At 66.2% G+C, this 17,842-nt stretch carries 13 protein-coding genes; 5 read left to right on the top strand and 8 right to left on the bottom strand.

Going from position 1 to position 17,842, the window contains the following annotated elements; all coding sequences use genetic code 11:
• The 4 genes from DR039_RS11010 to DR039_RS10995 form a co-directional block, all read left to right on the top strand.
• Positions 1–451 (top strand): response regulator transcription factor (locus DR039_RS11010; RefSeq protein ID WP_146742223.1); only part of this gene is annotated, 451 nt, incomplete at its 5' end.
• Between the two features lie 446 nt (positions 452–897).
• On the top strand, positions 898–1,665 hold the full coding sequence (locus DR039_RS11005) for an ABC transporter substrate-binding protein (protein WP_324252482.1): 768 nt from the start codon (positions 898–900) through the stop codon (positions 1,663–1,665).
• 178 nt (positions 1,666–1,843) lie between these two features.
• Positions 1,844–3,568 carry an ABC transporter permease gene (locus tag DR039_RS11000; RefSeq protein WP_111837229.1) on the top strand — a complete coding sequence of 575 codons (1,725 nt, stop codon included), beginning with the start codon at positions 1,844–1,846 and terminating at the stop codon, positions 3,566–3,568.
• Positions 3,569–3,669: 101 nt separating this feature from the next.
• Entirely contained in the window at positions 3,670–4,818 is a 1,149-nt protein-coding gene (locus DR039_RS10995) for an ABC transporter ATP-binding protein (protein WP_111837417.1), read from the top strand.
• Positions 4,819–5,011: 193 nt separating this feature from the next.
• Here DR039_RS10995 and DR039_RS11610 read toward each other — a convergent pair whose 3' ends face one another.
• The 5 genes from DR039_RS11610 to DR039_RS10965 form a co-directional block, all read right to left on the bottom strand.
• Entirely contained in the window at positions 5,012–5,365 is a 354-nt protein-coding gene (locus DR039_RS11610; protein ID WP_318268934.1) for an Rv3654c family TadE-like protein, read from the bottom strand.
• 146 nt (positions 5,366–5,511) lie between these two features.
• On the bottom strand, positions 5,512–5,844 hold the full coding sequence (locus tag DR039_RS10985; protein WP_111837410.1) for a TadE family type IV pilus minor pilin: 333 nt from the start codon (positions 5,842–5,844) through the stop codon (positions 5,512–5,514).
• A gap of 389 nt (positions 5,845–6,233) precedes the next feature.
• Positions 6,234–6,482 carry a DUF4244 domain-containing protein gene (locus tag DR039_RS10980; RefSeq protein WP_111837409.1) on the bottom strand — a complete coding sequence of 83 codons (249 nt, stop codon included), beginning with the start codon at positions 6,480–6,482 and terminating at the stop codon, positions 6,234–6,236.
• A 522-nt stretch (positions 6,483–7,004) separates the two neighbouring features.
• A complete protein-coding gene (locus tag DR039_RS11605) occupies positions 7,005–11,042 on the bottom strand; it encodes a DEAD/DEAH box helicase (protein ID WP_197719042.1) in 4,038 nt (1,345 codons plus the stop codon).
• Positions 11,043–11,200: 158 nt separating this feature from the next.
• Positions 11,201–12,757: a cation:proton antiporter gene (locus DR039_RS10965; RefSeq protein WP_111837408.1), complete on the bottom strand. Its 1,557-nt coding sequence runs from the start codon at positions 12,755–12,757 to the stop codon at positions 11,201–11,203.
• 297 nt (positions 12,758–13,054) lie between these two features.
• On the opposite strand from DR039_RS10965, the gene DR039_RS10960 reads away from it, so the two are divergent.
• On the top strand, positions 13,055–14,419 hold the full coding sequence (locus DR039_RS10960) for a DUF4921 family protein (RefSeq protein ID WP_229116965.1): 1,365 nt from the start codon (positions 13,055–13,057) through the stop codon (positions 14,417–14,419).
• A 144-nt stretch (positions 14,420–14,563) separates the two neighbouring features.
• Here the strand turns inward: DR039_RS10960 and DR039_RS10955 are convergent, their stop codons facing one another.
• The 3 genes from DR039_RS10955 to DR039_RS10945 form a co-directional block, all read right to left on the bottom strand.
• The gene (locus DR039_RS10955; RefSeq protein WP_170166938.1) at positions 14,564–16,048 is read right to left on the bottom strand and encodes an RCC1 domain-containing protein; all 1,485 of its coding nucleotides are present in this window, start codon (positions 16,046–16,048) and stop codon (positions 14,564–14,566) included.
• 30 nt (positions 16,049–16,078) lie between these two features.
• Entirely contained in the window at positions 16,079–16,744 is a 666-nt protein-coding gene (locus tag DR039_RS10950; RefSeq protein WP_174887831.1) for a hypothetical protein, read from the bottom strand.
• Positions 16,745–16,924: 180 nt separating this feature from the next.
• Entirely contained in the window at positions 16,925–17,788 is an 864-nt protein-coding gene (locus DR039_RS10945; RefSeq protein WP_111837405.1) for a glutathione S-transferase family protein, read from the bottom strand.
• Positions 17,789–17,842: the final 54 nt, after the last annotated feature.

Here is a 17,842-nt window from a genome sequence, read left to right as displayed (position 1 = left end):
CCTGTTAACCGCCATGGGCGATGAAGAGCACCGCATCACCGGCCTGGAGTCTGGCGCGGATGACTATGTGACTAAACCCTTCTCTCCGCGTGAGCTAGCTCTGCGCGCCACCGCAGTGCTGCGGCGGGCAGGTGCCTCGGTGGGCGACGTCGTCGTCAATGGGCCGCTGCGGGTGGTTCCTGCCACCGGGGAGGTCACCTGGGATGGTGAAGCCCTGCCCTTACCGGACACTGAGGTGCGCCTCTTGGCGGTGCTGGCGCGGCATGCGGGCACGGTGTTGGAGTGGACGGATCTGCTCAACGCCGTGTGGGAGACGGCGGAGCGGGCGGGAGGTAAGGAGATGGTCCGCACCACCGTTTACCGGCTACGTCGTCATTTGGAACGGCGCGGCGTTTCCCCTGATGTGGTGGTGGCGATCCGGGGTCGGGGCTACACCATGCCGAACCTGTGAGTGGCGTGGCCCCGAGCATTTGATAACAGCACTGTCACAAAGCGTCATACAGTGGCGGAGCCCACGTTCACTTTGCCTGTGCATTATGGGAGCTGGTCGACGCAATGTGGCGTCCCGCAACCGAAAGGTCCCCTCCCCCATGTTCACGCACCGCAAGGTCGGCGTCCTCCTATCCGGGGCGGCCACCCTCAGCCTGATCCTGTCCGCCTGTGCTGGCACCCCCTCAAACTCCTCCACCAAGGCGGCCGGTGGTGCCGACGGCGCCGAGGGCCCAATCACCGTCGCCTGCGGTGCCATGGAAGACCTGTGCCAAGCCTGGACCGACGCCTTCACTAAGAAGACCGGCATCAAAGCCACCTATGTGCGCCTATCCTCCGGTGAAACCGTCGCCCGCCTGGCCTCCGCCAAGTCCAACCCGGAGTTCGACGTCTGGCACGGGCGGCCCCGTGGACGGCTACGGCGAGGCCGTCAACCAGGGCCTCCTAGAGGCCTACTCCTCCCCCGAAGCCAGCAAGATCCCCGACAAGTACAAGGACGCCTCCGGCAACTGGACCGGCGTGTACATCGGTGCCCTGGGCTTCTGCTCCAACAAGACCGCCCTGGACAAGTTGGGCGTAGAGGTTCCCGACTCCTGGGACGACCTGCTTGACCCCAAGCTCAAGGGCCAGATCTCCACCGCCCACCCGTCCACCTCCGGCACAGCTTTCACCACCCTGTGGACCCAGGTGACCCGCCTGGGTGGTGAAGACCAGGGCCTGGACTACATGAAGCAGCTGCACGCCAACGTCCTGCAGTACTCCAAGTCCGGCACCGCCCCCGGCCAGATCGCGGGCCGTGGGGAGGCCGCCGTGGGCCTAGTCTTCTCCCACGACTGCGTGAAGTACCAGGAAGAGGGCATGACTGACCTGCAGGTCTCCTTCCCCAAGGAGGGCACCGGCTATGAGGTTGGCGGCGTGGCCCTGGTGGCTGGCTCCAAGCACAAGACAGCCGCCCAGAAGTACATCGACTTTGCTATCTCCGCAGAGGCGCAGAACATTGGGCAGACTGTTGGCGCTTACCAGGCACTGACGCACCCGGACGCCAAGCCCTCCGAGAAGATGGTCAAGCTCGACTCGCTGACCCTGGTGGACTACGACTTCACCAAGGCTGCCGCCGCCAAGCCGAAGCTCACCAAGCGCTTCGATGAGGAGATCGCCGCGAAGCCTAAGGAGTAACGCTTCGGGGGCGCCTGCAAGGTTTAAACCGCGCAGGCGCCCCGCCCCTCCGGGCCTTACCGGCTCTACTCGCTCTACCGGCTCTACTGGTTTTTTGGCCCTGTTTGGCTTTGCGGGCTTTTCCAGGTTCTGCCTAGGCCAGCTCCCCTTCCCCTCCACCACACTTAATGAGGTCAGCATGTCCGCCACCGACGCCGTGTCGGCTAGCGCCCCCCGGCGCCGCACCCGCACCAAGGTCCGCCAGGACCCCGTGACCCTGACGATCACCGCCATCGTCGCCATATTGCTTGTGATGCTGGTGGGTTTGCCCCTGCTGCGCATCCTCGGCGAAGCCTTCACCCCCGGAGGCTTGGACTCCCTGTCCGGCCTGATGACCTCCAAAACCAACCGCGCCATCATGCTCAACACCCTGGTGCTGGGCACGGTGGTTGGTGCCTTGGGCACCCTGGTGGGATTCGTTCTGGCTTATATCCAGGCGCGGGTGGCATTCAAAGGCAAGCGACTCTTCCACCTGATCTGCCTCATGCCGATTGTCTCCCCACCCTTCGCAGTGGCGACGGCGTCGATCACACTATTTGGACGCAAAGGCATTATCTCCAACCAACTCCTAGGCCAGGACTGGAATATTTACGGCCTGGACGGCCTGACCCTGGTGCTCACGCTCTCCTTCTTCCCAGTGGCATATATGAACCTGCTGGGCATGTTCCGCAGCCTCGACCCGGCGATGGAGGAGGCGGCTTCCTCCCTGGGCGCCAGCCGCTGGACCATCTTCCGCACGGTGACCCTGCCCATGGTGGTGCCAGGCATTGCGGCCTCCTTCCTGCTGCTATTCGTGGAGGCGATTGCCGACCTGGCCAACCCGCTGGTCATCGGCGGTGACTACACGGTGCTGGCATCCCGCGCCTACATTGCAATCACTGGCGAATACGACACCGCTGCGGGCGCCGCCTACTCCCTGGTGCTGCTGGTACCGGCGCTGCTGGTATTCCTGCTGCAGCGCTACTGGTCCACGCGCGCCTCCACCGTGACCGTCACCGGCAAGCCCGCTGGCAGCTTCAAACCCATTAAGGACAACCGTGCCCGAGTGCCGCTGCTGGCCTTATCCGCAGTGGTGTTGGGCCTGGTGGTCACCATCTACGCCGCCGTGGTGATTGGTGCCTTCGTGGAGATCCTCGGCGTGAACAACAAGTTCACAATGCGGCACTTCAAATACATCCTCTCGGGCATCGGCAATGACGCCATGATCGACACCACCATGCTGGCACTTATAGCCACCCCGATCGCCGGGGTGCTCGGCATGATGATCGCTTGGCTGGTGGTGGTGCGGCTGCGCCGCGGCGCCGCAATCATGGACTTCATTGGCATGCTGGGCCTGGCTGTGCCCGGCACGGTTATCGGCATCGGCTACCTGGTCACCTACAACGTGCCCGTGGCAATGTTCGGCGTAAACATCATCCCGGCACTGGCCGGTGGCGGAGCAGTCGCAGGCGGCGCCATTGCCATCGTCATGGTGTATGTGGCGCGCTCTACGCCCGCAGGCCAACGCTCCGGCATCGCCAGCCTGCAGCAGATCGACAAAGCCATCGACGAGGCCTCCACCTCCCTGGGTGGCTCAGGCCTACAGACCTTCCGGCGCATCACGCTGCCCTTGATCCGCCCAGCTTTCCTGGCAGGCCTGACTTACGCCTTCTCCCGCTCAATGACGACGCTGTCTCCGATCATCTTCATCACCACGCCCCACACCAAGATCATGACCTCGCAGATCTTGTCCGAAGTTGACGCCGGGCGCTTCGGCAATGCCTTTGCTTTCTGCGTGATCCTGATCGTGATCGTGCTGAGCGTGACAGGCCTGATGAGCCTCGTAGTCAAAGACCGCTCCGTGCGCACAGGAGCCACCCTGTGAACGCCCCTGACCGCGCCCCCGGCGGCCCTGCCGGCTCTGACCGACCTGCTAGCCCCGGCCGCCCCGCCCCAACTGCCCCCACGGACCCCAAGGACCAGAACATGAGCACCCAGACCAGCGCCAAGGCCACCGACGCCGTCGCCGTTACCGGGCACCTGCAGTTGCAGGACGTCGTCAAGACCTTCTTCAACCGCGGCAAGGAGGTCAACGCGGTCCAAGGCGTGAACCTGGATATCGCGCCGGGTGAGTTCATCACCTTCCTGGGCCCCTCGGGCTGCGGCAAGACGACGACTCTGCGCATGGTGGCCGGTTTTGAGGACACCACCTCCGGGCGGGTGGTGCTGGATGACGTGGACATGGTGTCACTGCCGCCGAATAAGCGCCCCATGTCCATGGTGTTCCAGTCCTACGCTTTATTCCCTCACCTGAGCGTGCGCGACAATGTGGCCTATGGCCTCAAGCTCCGCAAGCTGCCAGCCAAGGAGATTGACGAGCGGGTCAAGGTGGCTCTGACCTCCATGAACCTCACCGCCTTAGCTGGGCGCGCCCCCAATGAGCTTTCTGGTGGTCAGCAGCAGCGGGTGGCTCTGGCACGCGCCATGGTTATGCGCCCCAAGGTGCTGCTATTTGATGAGCCCCTGTCTAACTTGGATGCCAAGCTGCGCGTGCGCATGCGGTTGGAGATCCGCCGTCTGCAGCAGCGCATGGGCATCACGGCGATCTATGTGACTCACGACCAGGCTGAAGCTATGACCATGTCCGACCGGATCGTGGTGATGAACGCCGGGCAGATCGAGCAGGTGGCGACGCCGGAGGAGCTCTACCGGCGTCCCGCATCCGTGTTCGTAGCGGACTTCATTGGGCGGGCCAACTTCCTGCTGGCAACTGCCAATGAGGTGGCTGAGGGCCGGTGCGTGGCGACGCTGCTGGGCCAGGAGAAGCGGGTGGCCTGCCATGAGGCGGTGGCAGCTGGCGACGCCGTGACCGTGGTGGTTCGCCCCGAGTCGCTGCGGCTGCAGGCTGCCGGGGGTGGTGCCGCTGCGGAGCTAAGTGGGAACTGCGGCAAGGTGGTCTCGGCGGTGTTCTACGGCGACCATGTGGAGTACGAGGTGGAGACTGCCGCCGGGCTGCTGGTGTGTGTGGAGTCCGACCCGGATGTGGAGGCGATCCACGCAGAGGGCGACGACGTGCTGGTCAGCATTGAGTCTTCCCGCGCCTGGGCCCTCCCCGCAGCGCCCCTACCCGAGTAAGCCTGCTGGACCTGGTTGGCTTGGCTTCCCCTTTTCGGACAACTTTCTGCCGTTCGGACAACCGTAGACCGTGTACACGGTTGTCCAAACATATTTACGTTGTCCGAATGTGTTTACGTTGTCCGAAAGGGTGGGGGTAGCGGCTCACTGGGCGACGGAGGCTAGAGCTCAGGCGGCGACGACGGCGCTTGGCTCAGGGGGTGTCGGCGGGGCCGGCCCGGGCGGCCCCAATGGCTACGCGCGGCACTCCCAGCACCCGTGCCTGCGCCTGCACCTGCACAATCACGTCCTCGCCGACGATGTCGCAGGCGGTCAACTCCACCCTGTTGGCTGCCGCCACCTGGCCAGCCATGGCGCAGGGCTCACTGGGCACGATGATTGAGGTAAGCGCGGTGGCACCGGCGAGTGCGGCCAGGTCGGCGCCAGCGTGGGCACGAGCCTTAGCCGCTTGGGCCTGCACCAGCCCAGTGATCAGCAGTCCCAGGGCCAGCAGCACCGCCATCACGCCTAGCGCCAGCACGGTCCCAGACCCCTGCTCTGCGGCCAGCGGTTTAGGCAGCAGTGTCGCCCGGCAGGACCTGGCACCCGAGTGCCAATATGTTTGACGAGCAGCGGACCCACCCCTGGAAACCCAAATCCTGTGGAACAAGCGCCAACTTCCCGGGCTCGGTCTACCCCCTGAACTCGCAGGTTTCATGGTTGGGCTCCGGCGTCATTGCTGGTGGGTTCGGTGTAAGCGCAGGCGCGGGCCGAGGCCGTCAGCCCGAGCCCGCCCAGGGGCCCAATAACGGGACGAGTGGCCCGCACGCAGGTCAGCGTTCCAGTCTCCACTGAGACAGATACTGCCCCGCCTGCGAGCTGCGCAGCCGCCGCCACGTCGCCGCTTCCGCGCGCGGCTTCCCGGGCGGCACTGCGGGCGGCGTCAGCGACCCGCAGCTGGGTAACGCCAGCGCTGACCGCCACGAGCACAAGGGCCAGGACGATCACGATGGCGGGAATCGCCAGGGCCAGCTCAGCTGTCACCATGCCGGTCTCTCCTTGCAACCAGCGACGACGAGGGCGCCCGGGAGTATCGGAGGTGCCTGCCCCACTGCCAGACGATGAGCTCGCCGGGCTGGCTAGGGCGTCTGAACAGCCTGAGCTGCCAGGACTTCCCGGGTTTCCTGAAGCATTTGGGTGGCCGGGGCCTACCGCAGCACCTACCGGGCTAGCCCCGCGGCCTATGTTTCCTGGACTTCCTGCAGCGTCTGGGCTGTCTTGGGCACCCGGCCAGCTCGCACCGCTGGGCTGGGGCCGGGTGGCGCACAGCTCGGCTCGCAGCAGCCAGCGGCGCGCCGTCGTCGGCTGGAGGGCTGTGCTACCAGCCGACGACGGACGCAGGCGCGACGGAAGCCGTCTACCTGTTTGGATGCGCATCACGGGTTGGAAAGTGCCGAGTTGATCAGCGAGGAGAGCAGAGCCGTGGGGCCGCCGCCGCGCATGATGGCCAGCAGTAGGCCTGCGAAAGCTGCGGCGGCGAGCGTGCCTATGGCGTACTCGGCGGTAGCCATGCCGGCCTCACCATCCGGGTCAGTGGGGTCGACGCCGGGGGCCAAGCTGGGTGGCTTAGGAGCGCCCCGGGTCAGAGCGAGCGAGGCGCGCAAGGTGTGCAGGATGCGGTTCATATTGGTCCTCCCTTGGTGGGTTTGGCGGGCTGGTTCGCCCGTCTTTCCAGGCTGGACCGTCGGATGTAGCTGCTTGGGGTTGGGCACTGCGGCAGGCCTGGAGCGTGCATGGCGGCGCCCTGTGGAGCGCGCAGCTGGCACAGCTGCTCCGATCAGGGAGCTTGGCGCATCGTCACGATCAGGGCCTGAGGGTAGCTGTTGGGGCCCGGGAAGGTGGAAAGTGTTGGAATAGCAAGTGGCCTGGCGGGGTAGCGCCGAGTCACTTGGATAACTGCCCCTGGAGGCGGGCGCGCATGGGGCGCATGGGGCGCGCAAATCAGGCTGGCCGGTGCAGCAGGAGGCGGCCTGGCAGGCCCAGTCTTGGGCGGATGCGGGGCCGTGATCGACTCCCGAAAACCTCGACCAGGGCGGTGCTCCCAGGCGGGAGGCGCGGACCAGGGCGGTGCGTGTGAGAAGCAGTGGCAGGCTCAGGCTGGCCGGTGCTCCAGGAGAGCGGCGGCCAGCGCCGAGTGAGCTAGGTAGCTAGGGCTGGAGGAGGGCGCGGATATCGGCGGCGGTGAGGGAGCCACGACGCCGGGGCAGGCTCCGCCCGCCGTCGGCGCCACTGCTGGAGGCCGGGCCACCCAAAGTTGAAGCCTCAGCCAGGCTCACAGCCTGGCCGCCCGCACCGTCCCCAGCCTCAAGGTCATCAGCACCTTCCACCACGCGCTCAAAGAGCTCAGCCTTTTTCTCCTTGAGAGCCATGACTTTCTCCTCAATGGTGCCCGCCGCCACCAGCCGGTAAACCATTACGGGCTGCTCCTGACCGATGCGGTGCGCCCGGTCCACCGCCTGCTCCTCTGCCTGCGGGTTCCACCACGGGTCCAGCAGGAACACGTAGTCGGCCTCAGTGAGCGTTAGCCCAAATCCCCCGGCTTTCAAGGAAATGAGGAAGACATCGGCCTGCCCGGTGCGGAAGGAATCGATGACGTTTTGGCGATCTGCGGTGGCGCCATCTAGGTAGACCGTGCGCAGCCCGGCAGCCTCCAAGTGCTCGCGCACGCCCCGCAGGTAGCGGGTGAACTGGCTAAATACCAGGGCTTTATGCCCCTCGGCGACTATGGGACCGAGTCGGTCCAGCAGCACCTGCACCTTGGCACCGGGCTGCTTGCGTGGTCGCCGTGCCCGGTTACCGATGGCGGGGCTGAGTGTGGTTAAAGCAAGCTCAGTCTGCATGCCCGGTGCCGCTGCGGCGCTGGTTTCAGGCACCGTCATCGCCGTATCACCCTCCGCCGCGCCGACTCTTTCGTACCCGCCCTGCGCAGCTTCGCCCGGTGACGCCGCGCTGCCGCGCAGAGCGGACGCGGAGGGCAGCACCTCAGCGGCTATGCCCCGTTCCTCTGCGCATTGCCCGGCCAAATCCTGCCCAGCTGTGCCCTGCTCGCCGTTCTCCCCCGGCTCGGGCACGAGTTCCGGGTCGAGGGCCAGCATGCGCAGCGTGGTTAAGGACTTCAAGGCAGAAAACCGTGCGGTAGCAGAGTCTTCCTCTAGTAGGCCCAGAACTTTCTGCCGCTCGCGGATTAGGCGGGCCTCATAGGCACGCCGGTGCGCCTCGGGCAGCTCCACGGCCACCACCTGCTCAGTCTTGGCGGGCAGGTCGGCCGCCACCTCCTCCTTGGTGCGCCGCAGCAGGAAGGGCCGCATCCGCGCCCGCAAGCTAGCCAGGCGCCGCTGATTGCCCTTCTCGATCGGGGTGCGGTACACCTCTTTGAAGCGCTCCGGCGCGGGCAGCAGTCCCGGCGCCACAATCGACAGGATCGACCACAGGTCCATAAGCGAGTTCTCCATGGGGGTGCCCGTGATCGCCAGCTTCGCGGGCGCCCGCAGTCGCCGCACCGCTTTGTAGGTGACGGCAGCGTGGTTCTTCACGAACTGCGCCTCGTCCAGCACCACCCACGCCCAGTCTTGCGACACAAAGGCCTCTTCTTCTAGACGCACAATCGCGTAGGAGGTGACGACGACGTCGGCCACAGCCGCCAGCGTGCGCAAGGCCGTGCGCCGCTTAGCGGCAGTGCTGGTAACGGTGGCCACGCGCAGGCTAGGAGTGAAGCGGGCCGCCTGTTCGGCCCAGGCACTGACCACGCTGGTGGGGGCGACGACGAGCACGGGCTTTACCTCAGCGCCCGACTCCCGCTGCTCCTCCATCAGGGCAGCCACAGCAGCAAGCACTTGGACGGTTTTACCTAGACCCATGTCGTCAGCAAGTACCCCACCCAGGCCGCAGTGGCGCAGCAGGTCCAGCCAGCGGAAGCCTTCCAGCTGGTAGGGGCGCAGTTGCGCCTTCAGACCAGCGGGCACCGCAATGCTAGGTATGGCTGTAGCAACCGCAGCCCCGGCGGTTCCTGTAGCGCCGTCAGCTTCTGAGGTCTTTGTAAGGCTGCCAACCCTGGCATTCCCGCTAGCTTCCTCAACTCCGTCAGCCCTAACGGCTCCGCCAGCCCTAACGGTCCCGGCCTCACCACCCTGACCGGTCTCGCCAGCATCAAGCACTTGCAACAGCCGCTCCACGCCAGCTTTCCAGGCCGCCGTCTGTTCACCTTCCACCCCCAGTGCCACGAGCTGGGCGTAGTAGCCCACATCCAGGCGCGACACCGACAGGGTCGCGGCATCCGGAGTGGCACGCCCGGGGTCGGCTAGGGCGCGCCCCTCCTCCATCAACGCGGCCAGCCGGTAGATCTCAGGGCGGTCGATGCTGACCCAGGTGCCCGAGTCCAAAAGCACCTGCTGCTCCCGGCGCGCCACCGCCGTCATTAGGCGCTCCAGGGGAATCTCCTCACTGCCTACGCGCACTCGCACGCGCAGGGAGAACCAGTCGGGGGTGTCCCCGTCTGCCACCTCGGTGGTGATGATGGGGGTCTCCTCCGCGGCGCGGTAGTCCGGCACTTCGCCCACAATCTCCAGTTCGAGGCCGTCAATACGGCGCAACTGCGCGAGGCTACGAGTCATAAAGTGGGCAGTGTCCATACCGGTGAAACTGCGCGGCCGCCAAAGGCTGCCGAGCTCAGAGGCCGGATCCTGGAAGGCGGCCAGCACGGAGCGCGCCACGGCTGCTTCAGCGGTCAGGTCGCGGCTGCGCGGTGGCTGGATTGCCCTATCTGCATCTTTACCCGTGGGTGTCAGCCCGCTGAGCGCCGGCTCTCCACCTAGCGCAGCCTCCAGGTTTTGCAGTGCTATGCGACCGTTCTCGACGCCGTCGTCGCTTTGGTAACGGATGAACCAACTGGTGGTGGCGCGATGTTCGTCGCCCTCAATGTCAATGCGCAGCAATATCACTGGGTGGATCGGCTCAGGTAGCTGCAGTGACTTGTCCATATGCAGCACCGGCAACAGGTCCCCCAGCCGCTCCAGGCATTCCTCCTCAAACTGGGGCACCTCCGCCGTCGGCACCACCACGCGCTGGTCCGGAGCCTCAAGGAGTCGCGCCACCAGTGGTTCCCCCGGCTGTTCTAGGGGCAGCAGAGCCAAGGAACCATCTGGCCGCCACAGTGCGTAGGCGTGCACCGGCTGGCCTAGCGGCAGCAACTCCGGTTCCCATCCCAGGCGCGTCTGCTTGGACGAGGTAACTAGCAGCGGCCCTCGCGTCACCGCTCGCAGCTGCGGAGGTAGGCCACTGCCCTCGCGCAGATCGGTGTCGCTTAGGTTCCGGCCATCGCTGCGGTGCGCATAAAAAGGCGCCTCGCCGGGCGCACTGCCCGCACCGCAGGCGCGCTCACCCCGCTCCAGTCCGGTCACAGGGCGCAGATCTAGAGCCGGGCTGAGCACGACGGCGCCGTCGTCATCACGAACCACCACCACACCGCCCCTCAGCCCAGGCAGGATATCCACCGGCTGCCCGGCGTGCTGCGCCGTCCTAAGCGCCAAACCGGTCTCCACTGCCTCACGCAGCACCTGCCAGATACGGGCTGGCAGCTGGTCCAGCCGGATGCGGTCATCGGTGTAAAAGAAGGCACCGCGCGGCGCCATGGCCGCAATATCGGCGAGGCAAGCCAGCTGGGCGTGGTCGGCGTGCTGCTCCAGGGTTCCGGCGGCGACGGCGGTCCACGGGCAGTCTTGGCGGCGCCAGGCGTGGGCGCCCCGAATCAGCGGCAGCAGGCCGAGCGTGCCGGCCTCATCCACTGGCCCGACCTCCAACCCCATGCGCACACCGGCACTCGGCGGGCTAAGCAGGGCATCGAGTTGGGCGCGCCAGTCCGGGGCTTGGTGGCCCCCACCTGCTTGGGTACGCGCGGCCAGCAGGGTGGCGGCCACGTGTTGGCAGCCCGCCTGGTGGCAGGAACAGGAGGCTTTCCAGCCTTGTGGCTCATTGGGGGCGCTGAAGGCCATAGTTTGCACGGCCCGACCGTGGGAGTCCTTAACCTGGGCGGTCAGAATCTCCCCGCCCGCACCCACGGAGATCGGGCCGACCCGCCCAGCCTCAGCCAGGGCCCGCCCACCGCGCAAGGCCTGCTCGGAGAGGGCGGCCGCAAGCCCAGTATCAGTGAGCTGGGCGGGCCAGTCCTCGGGGGTGAGCGTGCGTGCCATGTGCCCAGGCTACGGCGGGGCACTGACACGCACGCGCGCCCCCAGGTGGCGTAGCTGTGGTGGGACTTTGGTGGCACAGTGCAGGCGGCGCGAACAGTGCCTGCTAACCCTGCTCGCCGCTCGGAGATTCAGCCCGCCTCAGTATTTCTCGCAGCGACTTAGCGACGGCGCAGACGGCGTCCCCCGCGTCCGCGCCGTTCGGGTCGCAGTCGGGTGCCGAACTGGTCGCGCCACATGGCGCGCTCCACCTGAATCTGAGCTAGGCGTTCCGCCAGGATGCGAGCTTCCTCCGGGGAGAGCCCATGGCGGGCCAGCTGGTCCAGGCCTGCAGGCGCCGCGCCGCCGCCCGCATCCGGCCCGCCAGCCCCTGGCCTGCGGTCCCCCGCCCTGCCAGCACCCAGCCCGTCGGCGCCTCGCCCACCAGTGCCCAACTCACCGCCCTGCGCCGTCGAAAGGCTCTCAAACTCCGACGTCGTCGCCTCAACCCCAGCAAGTGCGGGCCCCTTAGCTCCAACCCGCTCGCCCTCATTCGCGCGCGTTTCACTGAACAGCAAGCCCAGAGCTGGCATCACGATCACACTCAGCAAACCCGCCAGCACAAAGGTCGAAGCGGCCTCCTTGACCATCACCCCGGCGGTAACCGCCACCTGCGTGACCGCCACAATGATCGGCAGCGCCGTCGTCGAATAGGTGGCGATTTCCAGGCACTGGCGGTTGGTGAAAGCCCGCGAACCATCGCGACGCCGCTCCAACCGGGAGGCCAACCACACGGGCAGTCCCCGCGCCAACACCAGCAAAAGCAGGAACAAGCCCAGCCCAATGAGGGAACGCTGCGTGAGCTCCACGGCGATCCCCATCCCGGAGGTCACAAAGAACAGCGGAATAAACAGACCATAGGCCAGGCCCTCGATCTTCTCCTCGTACTCTTTGTTGCCGTCGGGCAGGGCTTGGCGCACCACGAATCCAGCCGCGAAGGCCCCCAGCACCACATCTAGGTCAAAGACCTCCGCCAGGGTACAAAGCCCCACCAGCAGCAGGACGGTGAGGCGCACAGTGGTTTGCGCGGTGGTGGAACCACCCAGATGGATCGCCTCCACCAGGCGGTGTCCGAACTGCTTGACCCGGTCGGTGAAGCGCACGATCAGCAAGGTCACTGCGCCAAACAACACCAGGATGAGGAGGCTGGCCCAAGTGGAGCGGCTCCCCAGCAGCAGGGCCATGAGGATGATCGGCCCCACCTCGCCGACGGCCCCATGGTTGAGGATGGCAGCGCCCACAGAGGTTGGCAGCAGGCCGCGTTCGCGCATGATCGGCAGCAAGGTGCCGATGGCGGTGGAGGTCATGGCGATGGCGATGGCAATCCCGTTGGTGGAGAAAGGCCCGCCCTTCGGGGCAATCAGGGCAACGGCGCCGAAAGCCGTGACCAGTGAAAGCACCCAGGCCCACATGGCGTGGTGTCCGCCCACGCCCCGCAGTTCGTTAACGTCGATCTCATAGCCCGCCATGAGGAACAAAAAGGCAAGCCCCAACTCGTGCAGGAAGGCGATAGAGGCGGTTTCGGTGGCCAGGCCTAGGGCATGTTCGCCGATCAGCATACCGCCGATGGTCAGGAGCACCACCTCAGGCAGGAGTCGCCTGGGTACCAGCCAAGAGATCAATGGCGCTAGGAAAGCTACGCCCACAATGCACAGGAGGGAGACGAATGTTGACTCCATCGGGGCTCCTTCCACTTTGCTCAGCTATCGCAGCCTACCGGTGTGTTTTGACGACGCCGTTGCCAGGTGGTGGCTGGGGGCGTTGGGAGGTGGTGCCGGGGTGGCTGGGGGCGCCGGGCTGAGTCTGTGGGCTGCTGGCTCGGGGAAGGTGGCTGCACGCTAAGCAGTGGCTGGGCACCTGGGCACCCGGGGGCGTCCGCGCTGGCGGCGGGACAGGCACCACCTACAGGCCCCTAAGAGACGCTCTCGTACCCCACAATTCCCACGCGCGCTCCACCTGCGGGCCACAATGGGGCTATGCCGTCGATGCCGCTGCTGCCCTACTCCCCCGGCCCTGCGCCCCTGACTCGCATGGCGGACGGGACCGTCAAGCAGATCAACCCGATCACCGGCACGGAGGTGTGGACGGTCCCGGGCCGCGGCAACCGGCCTATCTCTCAGCCACCCACGGAGGTGCGCCCCTTATCTGCGCAGGATCGCACCCACCATTGCGCCTTTTGCGCGGGCCGCTATTTGGAGACGCCACCGGAGAAGTCCCGCGTGGTGCTGCGCGACCCCACCAAGCCAACCGCCGGTTTTGAGCGCCTGGACGCCGTGCCTGCCGCGGCACTGTTCAAGCGCCCGGCGGAGTTCCGCCGCATACCTAACCTCTTTGAAATCCTGCCTTTTGAGTACTGGCACGCCAATCACGGCTACGAGCTGCCGGACTCCGCCCGGGAGCGCATGGAGGCGTACTTGGCCGACCCACGGGGCCTGGAGCATGTGGCCGCTATTGCCCGCACCAAAATGCAGGCCTCCGGCATGGATCCAAGGACTTGGGATCGGCTGGATGAGGCGGCCCGACGGGCTTATCTGGCAGGCTTTTTTGCCGGTGGGCATGATGTGATTATTGGCCGTCGGCATTTCACTGACGACGCCGTCGACACCTCGGCTTTAGCCTCTGCTGGCACGCTCACGGTGGCAGAGCACCGGGCGTATATGCGCCTGGCGGTGGAGTCGATGGCGGATTTGTATGCGGCGAACCGTTGGGTGCGTTATGTGGCGGTGTTTCAGAACTGGCTGCGGCCAGCGGGCGCGTCTTTTGACCACCTGCACAAGCAGTTGGTGGCGATTGATGAGCGGGGGGTCACCAGCGAGTTGGAGTTGGCGCGGGTGCGCGCTAATCCGAATCTGTACAACGAGTTGGGTGTGGATTATGCGGCCTACAACAATCTGTTGGTGGCCGCTAATGAATATGCGGTGGCTTTCGCTGGCTTTGGGCACCGTTATCCGACGCTGGAGGTGTATTCGACCTCAGCGATTTGTGAGCCCTGGTTGATGGCGCGGGAGGAGGTCGACGCCGTCGCTGATCTGCTGCACGCCTTGCATGCGGCCACGGGCGCGCAGGTGCCATGCAATGAGGAGTGGCACCACCGGCCGCCGGGGGTGGATCAGCCGATGCCTTGGCATATCACCCTGAAGTGGCGGGTATCCACCTTGGCGGGTTTTGAGGGCGGCACCAAGATCTACTTGAACACAATTGACCCGTGGAACTTGCGCGAGCGGGTGGTGACGCGTTTGGAGGATTTGCGGGCAGATAGGCTAATTGCGCCAATGCAGATCGGCGAAGAATGCCCGACGACGCCCAACCGGCTTAGGTATAACCCGGTGCTGGGGCGCTGAGCCCACTGGACTTTAGGGTAGCGGAAGCAGCGCCGCTAGGTAGCGTGCCGAACTGCAATTAAGGCTGAACCCCGGCGGTTTGCCGGGGTTCAGCCTTAGTGACCTTTAGTCAGGGCTTGGTTAGATAACCGTTCCTGCGTGGCCTCACTTGGCGGGGGTGAAGGTTGGCTTGGCAACCTTGCCCGCCCCGTCAGCGACCTGACCCCAGGTGTTGTTCCCCCAGGCCCAACTGCCCTCAGCGGTGATGGCCCAGGCGTCGTAGCCGGAGGTGCCGAGTTGCACGGCTCCCGTGACACCTTCAACCTTGGTTACACCCACGGGCTCCTTGGTGGAGGCGCCGGTCACCTGGCCAAAGCGGTTACCGCCGTAGCAGTAAACCTCTCCGTTAACCAGGGCGCAGCTGTGCTCATTGCCGGTGACAATCTGACTGGGTTTGCCTGGCAGGGTGCCCACCTTGACGGCGGCTGCGCTGTTGGCGCCAGCGGCGGTTCCCAGTTGGCCTTTGTCATTGGCGCCCCAGGTGTAGACAGTGCCGTCGTCGCCGACGGCGGTGGCGAAGCCATGACCGACGCTGAGCCCCACAACTTTCACGTTCTCCAAACCAGAGATCGGTGCTAACGGGACCTTCTGCTTATCCAGCTTGGTGCCCCAGCACTGCACGCCCTGACCCGCACTGGAGCAAATGTAGGAGCCGGTGCCAGAACGCAGCACCGCCGGGGCGCCAGCAGGTCCCCCGCCGGCGGGCGGAGCGGTCGGCTCGGTGGTTGCCGCCGGTTCCTGGCTTGCCGCAGGGGTTGGAGCCTTGTCCTTCCCCAGACCGGGCAAGATGCCGCTCTTCCACGCCCACAGCAGGCCGCCGATGGCCAGCAGCGCAAGCGCTACCACAGCCAGAACGCCCCAACGCGCCCCCTTGGAGCGACCAGACCGCTTGCTCTTTGGGGCCTTGCCCTTATTGGCGGTGGCGGCAAACCTAGATGCGGTAGGAGGAGTCGGCTGCGCCGTCGGCCCGCTAGGCATCCCGTAGGGGGCCGCAGCAGTTCCCGCCGGGGAGCTGGACCTGGCGTAGATGGGAACCGGTATCCCTGCCTGCAGCTTGGCAGGCGTGCCAGCTCCGGCACCCGCAGGGCTGAAGGCGCTGCCCGCGCCTGCCGATGCTGCATGTACTCCTGCTGCCTGCGCGGCGGCGGGCTCCGGGAAGGTTGACTGGATAGCAGCAGGCTGCGACGGCGCCGCATAGGCCGGTGCCGCGGAAGGTGCCGAAGCCGATGCTGCGGGCACGGCCCTAACCGGCGCAATCGTCTCCGGCGCTGCCTTTAGCGGCTCAGCGTGGGCAGGAAAGGTTCTTACCGGCACGGTTAAATCCGCCTCGGCCTGTGGTGGCGCAGTGCTCACCGGCACCGTCGCGTCTGCCTCGACCTGAGTTGGCGTAGTCCTTAACGGCACGGTCGGAATCGACGCCGCCTGAACTGGCGCAACTTCAACCGCCGCAGCGGTCTCAGGCTTCCCAACTGCAACTACCGAGCGCAGCCATTCCCGCTGCGCTGGAGTCCAGTTCTGCCCAGAGTGCAGGGCCTCCCAGGCTTTGGCAGCGTCGTTTCCAACCTGCCTGAGGATTTCCTCAGGGCTCATCATCCGATCATCCACCGGATGCCCTGCAGATCAGTTCATAGCGCGGCGGCGGGCCAGAAGCACCACACCACCAAGCGCCACAGCCGCAGCACCCTCCAGGGCGACCATGCCGGAGATACCGGTGTTCGCCAGCTGAGGACGCTTTACCGGTGCGGCCTCAGCAGCACCGGGCTGGTGGCCAGCCTCAGGGGCAGCCTGCGCGGGGGCCTTAGGAGCGGAGCCCGTGCCCGGGTCAGCAGGAGCGGGAGCCGGGGCCTCCGCACCAGGCGCCTCGGGAGCTGGAGCTGGGTCGGCAGGAGCTGGGGCGGGGTTCTCTGGAGCCGGCGCAGGAGCGGGGTTCTCTGGAGCCGGTGCGGGGGCCGGGCTCTCGGGCTCAGGGGCGGGCTCCGGTGCGGGGGCCGGGCTCTCAGGCTCAGGGGTCGGGGTCTCCGGGTCCGGGGTTTCGGGGGTCGGCGCCTCCGGCTCAGGGGTCTCAGGAGCTGGGTCAGCCGGAGCCGGCTCAACCGGCGCCGACTCAGCTGGAGCTTCCGCACCCGGGGCGGCTGGCGCGGGCGCTTCAGCAGCAGGCGCCTCAGCAACCGGGGCTCCTGGGGCGGGGACGGAAGCCTCATCGGCGTAGGCGGCAGAGTTCAGGCCAGCGGGCATGAGGACCATCGCGGCCAGAGCACCAACTGAGGCAAGGCGCAGCTTCTTCATCGCAGCTCTTTCAGGGGGTCTTGTAGGGAAGGACGCCAGGAAGAGCGTCCAGCTGCGGGCAGTTGGGATATGCCCACAAAGGCAGGATACCCATAAAGATCACGATCACGTCACCCCCAACCGCCCAGCGGACTGGAGACTTCTCTCCATCGACGCAACCGCGCTAGGTGACCACTCCGCTTACAGTCCCAGGGCGCTGCGCTCCTCTGGACCCATCCAGCCCGGCCTGGCCTCCAAGGCCCGGAACCAGCGGGATAGGGCAGGCCAGAAGAAGATCGAGGGGGCTTCGCCGTCGCCAAGCTGCTGGCGCCCGCCGTACTCATAAGCCTGCACAAAGGTGAATAGGCGGATATCGGAGCCACAAGGCTCCGCACCGCACAAGAACTGTTCCACGGAGACGACGGCGGACAGCGGCGGCACATCCCGCACCGTCAACGCCGCCTCTCGGCTGGCGACCATGCCGGTCGCCCGGGCAAGCACCGTGTCAATGACATCGAAGCCAAGCAGTAGCTCATTGGTGGCCGCGTCTACCTCAGCCGGGTCCTGGCTGTGGGTGGCTGCGTGGAAGGGGGCCACGATGTACTCATCCGTCCAGGCATCCCAGGCCTCTGTGGAGTTGCGCCGGTCCAGGGGATACAGGTCGGGGGCGCCGGGTGCGCGCAGGTCCCACCAGGCGGTGGCCAGGTCAAAGAGCAGGTCGCCGGAGGAATCAGCTACTACCTGCCCCGTGGTGGTGTCCACCAGGGCCGGGACGGTAGGCGGCGGGGTGTAGCCGGGGGTGCGCTCATAGACCTCGGCCACAGAGCGGGCGCCCAGAACGGGATCGGGGCCGGGGGCGGCGTCGGAGCCGGTCAGCTCCCAGAAGCCGTCGTCGCCACGGCCATAGGACCAAGCTACTGGCAGGGCCTGCACGAGTCCCAGCAGGCGGCGCGCAATCAGTAGGCGACGGCAATAGGGGCAGGCGGCAGTGGCCAAGAGCCGGTAGCGGCCCGCCTCCACCGGCAGGTCTCCTGGAGCAAAGCGATGGTTGACGGCCAGTGGCATAAGGGCCTCCCAAGATAGCTGCGAGTGGTCTTGGCTAATGGTCCCCCCTGAATG

Origin of the sequence: Actinomyces bovis, from assembly GCF_900444995.1 — a bacterium.
Taxonomy (GTDB): Bacteria; Actinomycetota; Actinomycetes; order Actinomycetales; family Actinomycetaceae; genus Actinomyces; species Actinomyces bovis.
The sequence above is the reverse complement of the archived record's forward strand: the minus strand, read 5'-3'. Positions and strand labels throughout refer to the sequence as shown.

Bases quoted from the DNA above. Each gene is read 5' to 3' on its own strand.
- DR039_RS11000 (WP_111837229.1), top strand. From the start codon at position 1,844: ATGTCCGCCACCGACGCCGTGTCGGCTAGCGCCCCCCGGCGCCGCACC.
- DR039_RS10995 (WP_111837417.1), top strand. From the start codon at position 3,670: ATGAGCACCCAGACCAGCGCCAAGGCCACCGACGCCGTCGCCGTTACC.
- DR039_RS10985 (WP_111837410.1), bottom strand. From the start codon at position 5,844: ATGGTGACAGCTGAGCTGGCCCTGGCGATTCCCGCCATCGTGATCGTC.
- DR039_RS10980 (WP_111837409.1), bottom strand. From the start codon at position 6,482: ATGAACCGCATCCTGCACACCTTGCGCGCCTCGCTCGCTCTGACCCGG.
- DR039_RS11605 (WP_197719042.1), bottom strand. From the start codon at position 11,042: ATGGCACGCACGCTCACCCCCGAGGACTGGCCCGCCCAGCTCACTGAT.
- DR039_RS10965 (WP_111837408.1), bottom strand. From the start codon at position 12,757: ATGGAGTCAACATTCGTCTCCCTCCTGTGCATTGTGGGCGTAGCTTTC.
- DR039_RS10960 (WP_229116965.1), top strand. From the start codon at position 13,055: ATGCCGTCGATGCCGCTGCTGCCCTACTCCCCCGGCCCTGCGCCCCTG.
- DR039_RS10955 (WP_170166938.1), bottom strand. From the start codon at position 16,048: ATGAGCCCTGAGGAAATCCTCAGGCAGGTTGGAAACGACGCTGCCAAA.
- DR039_RS10950 (WP_174887831.1), bottom strand. From the start codon at position 16,744: ATGAAGAAGCTGCGCCTTGCCTCAGTTGGTGCTCTGGCCGCGATGGTC.
- DR039_RS10945 (WP_111837405.1), bottom strand. From the start codon at position 17,788: ATGCCACTGGCCGTCAACCATCGCTTTGCTCCAGGAGACCTGCCGGTG.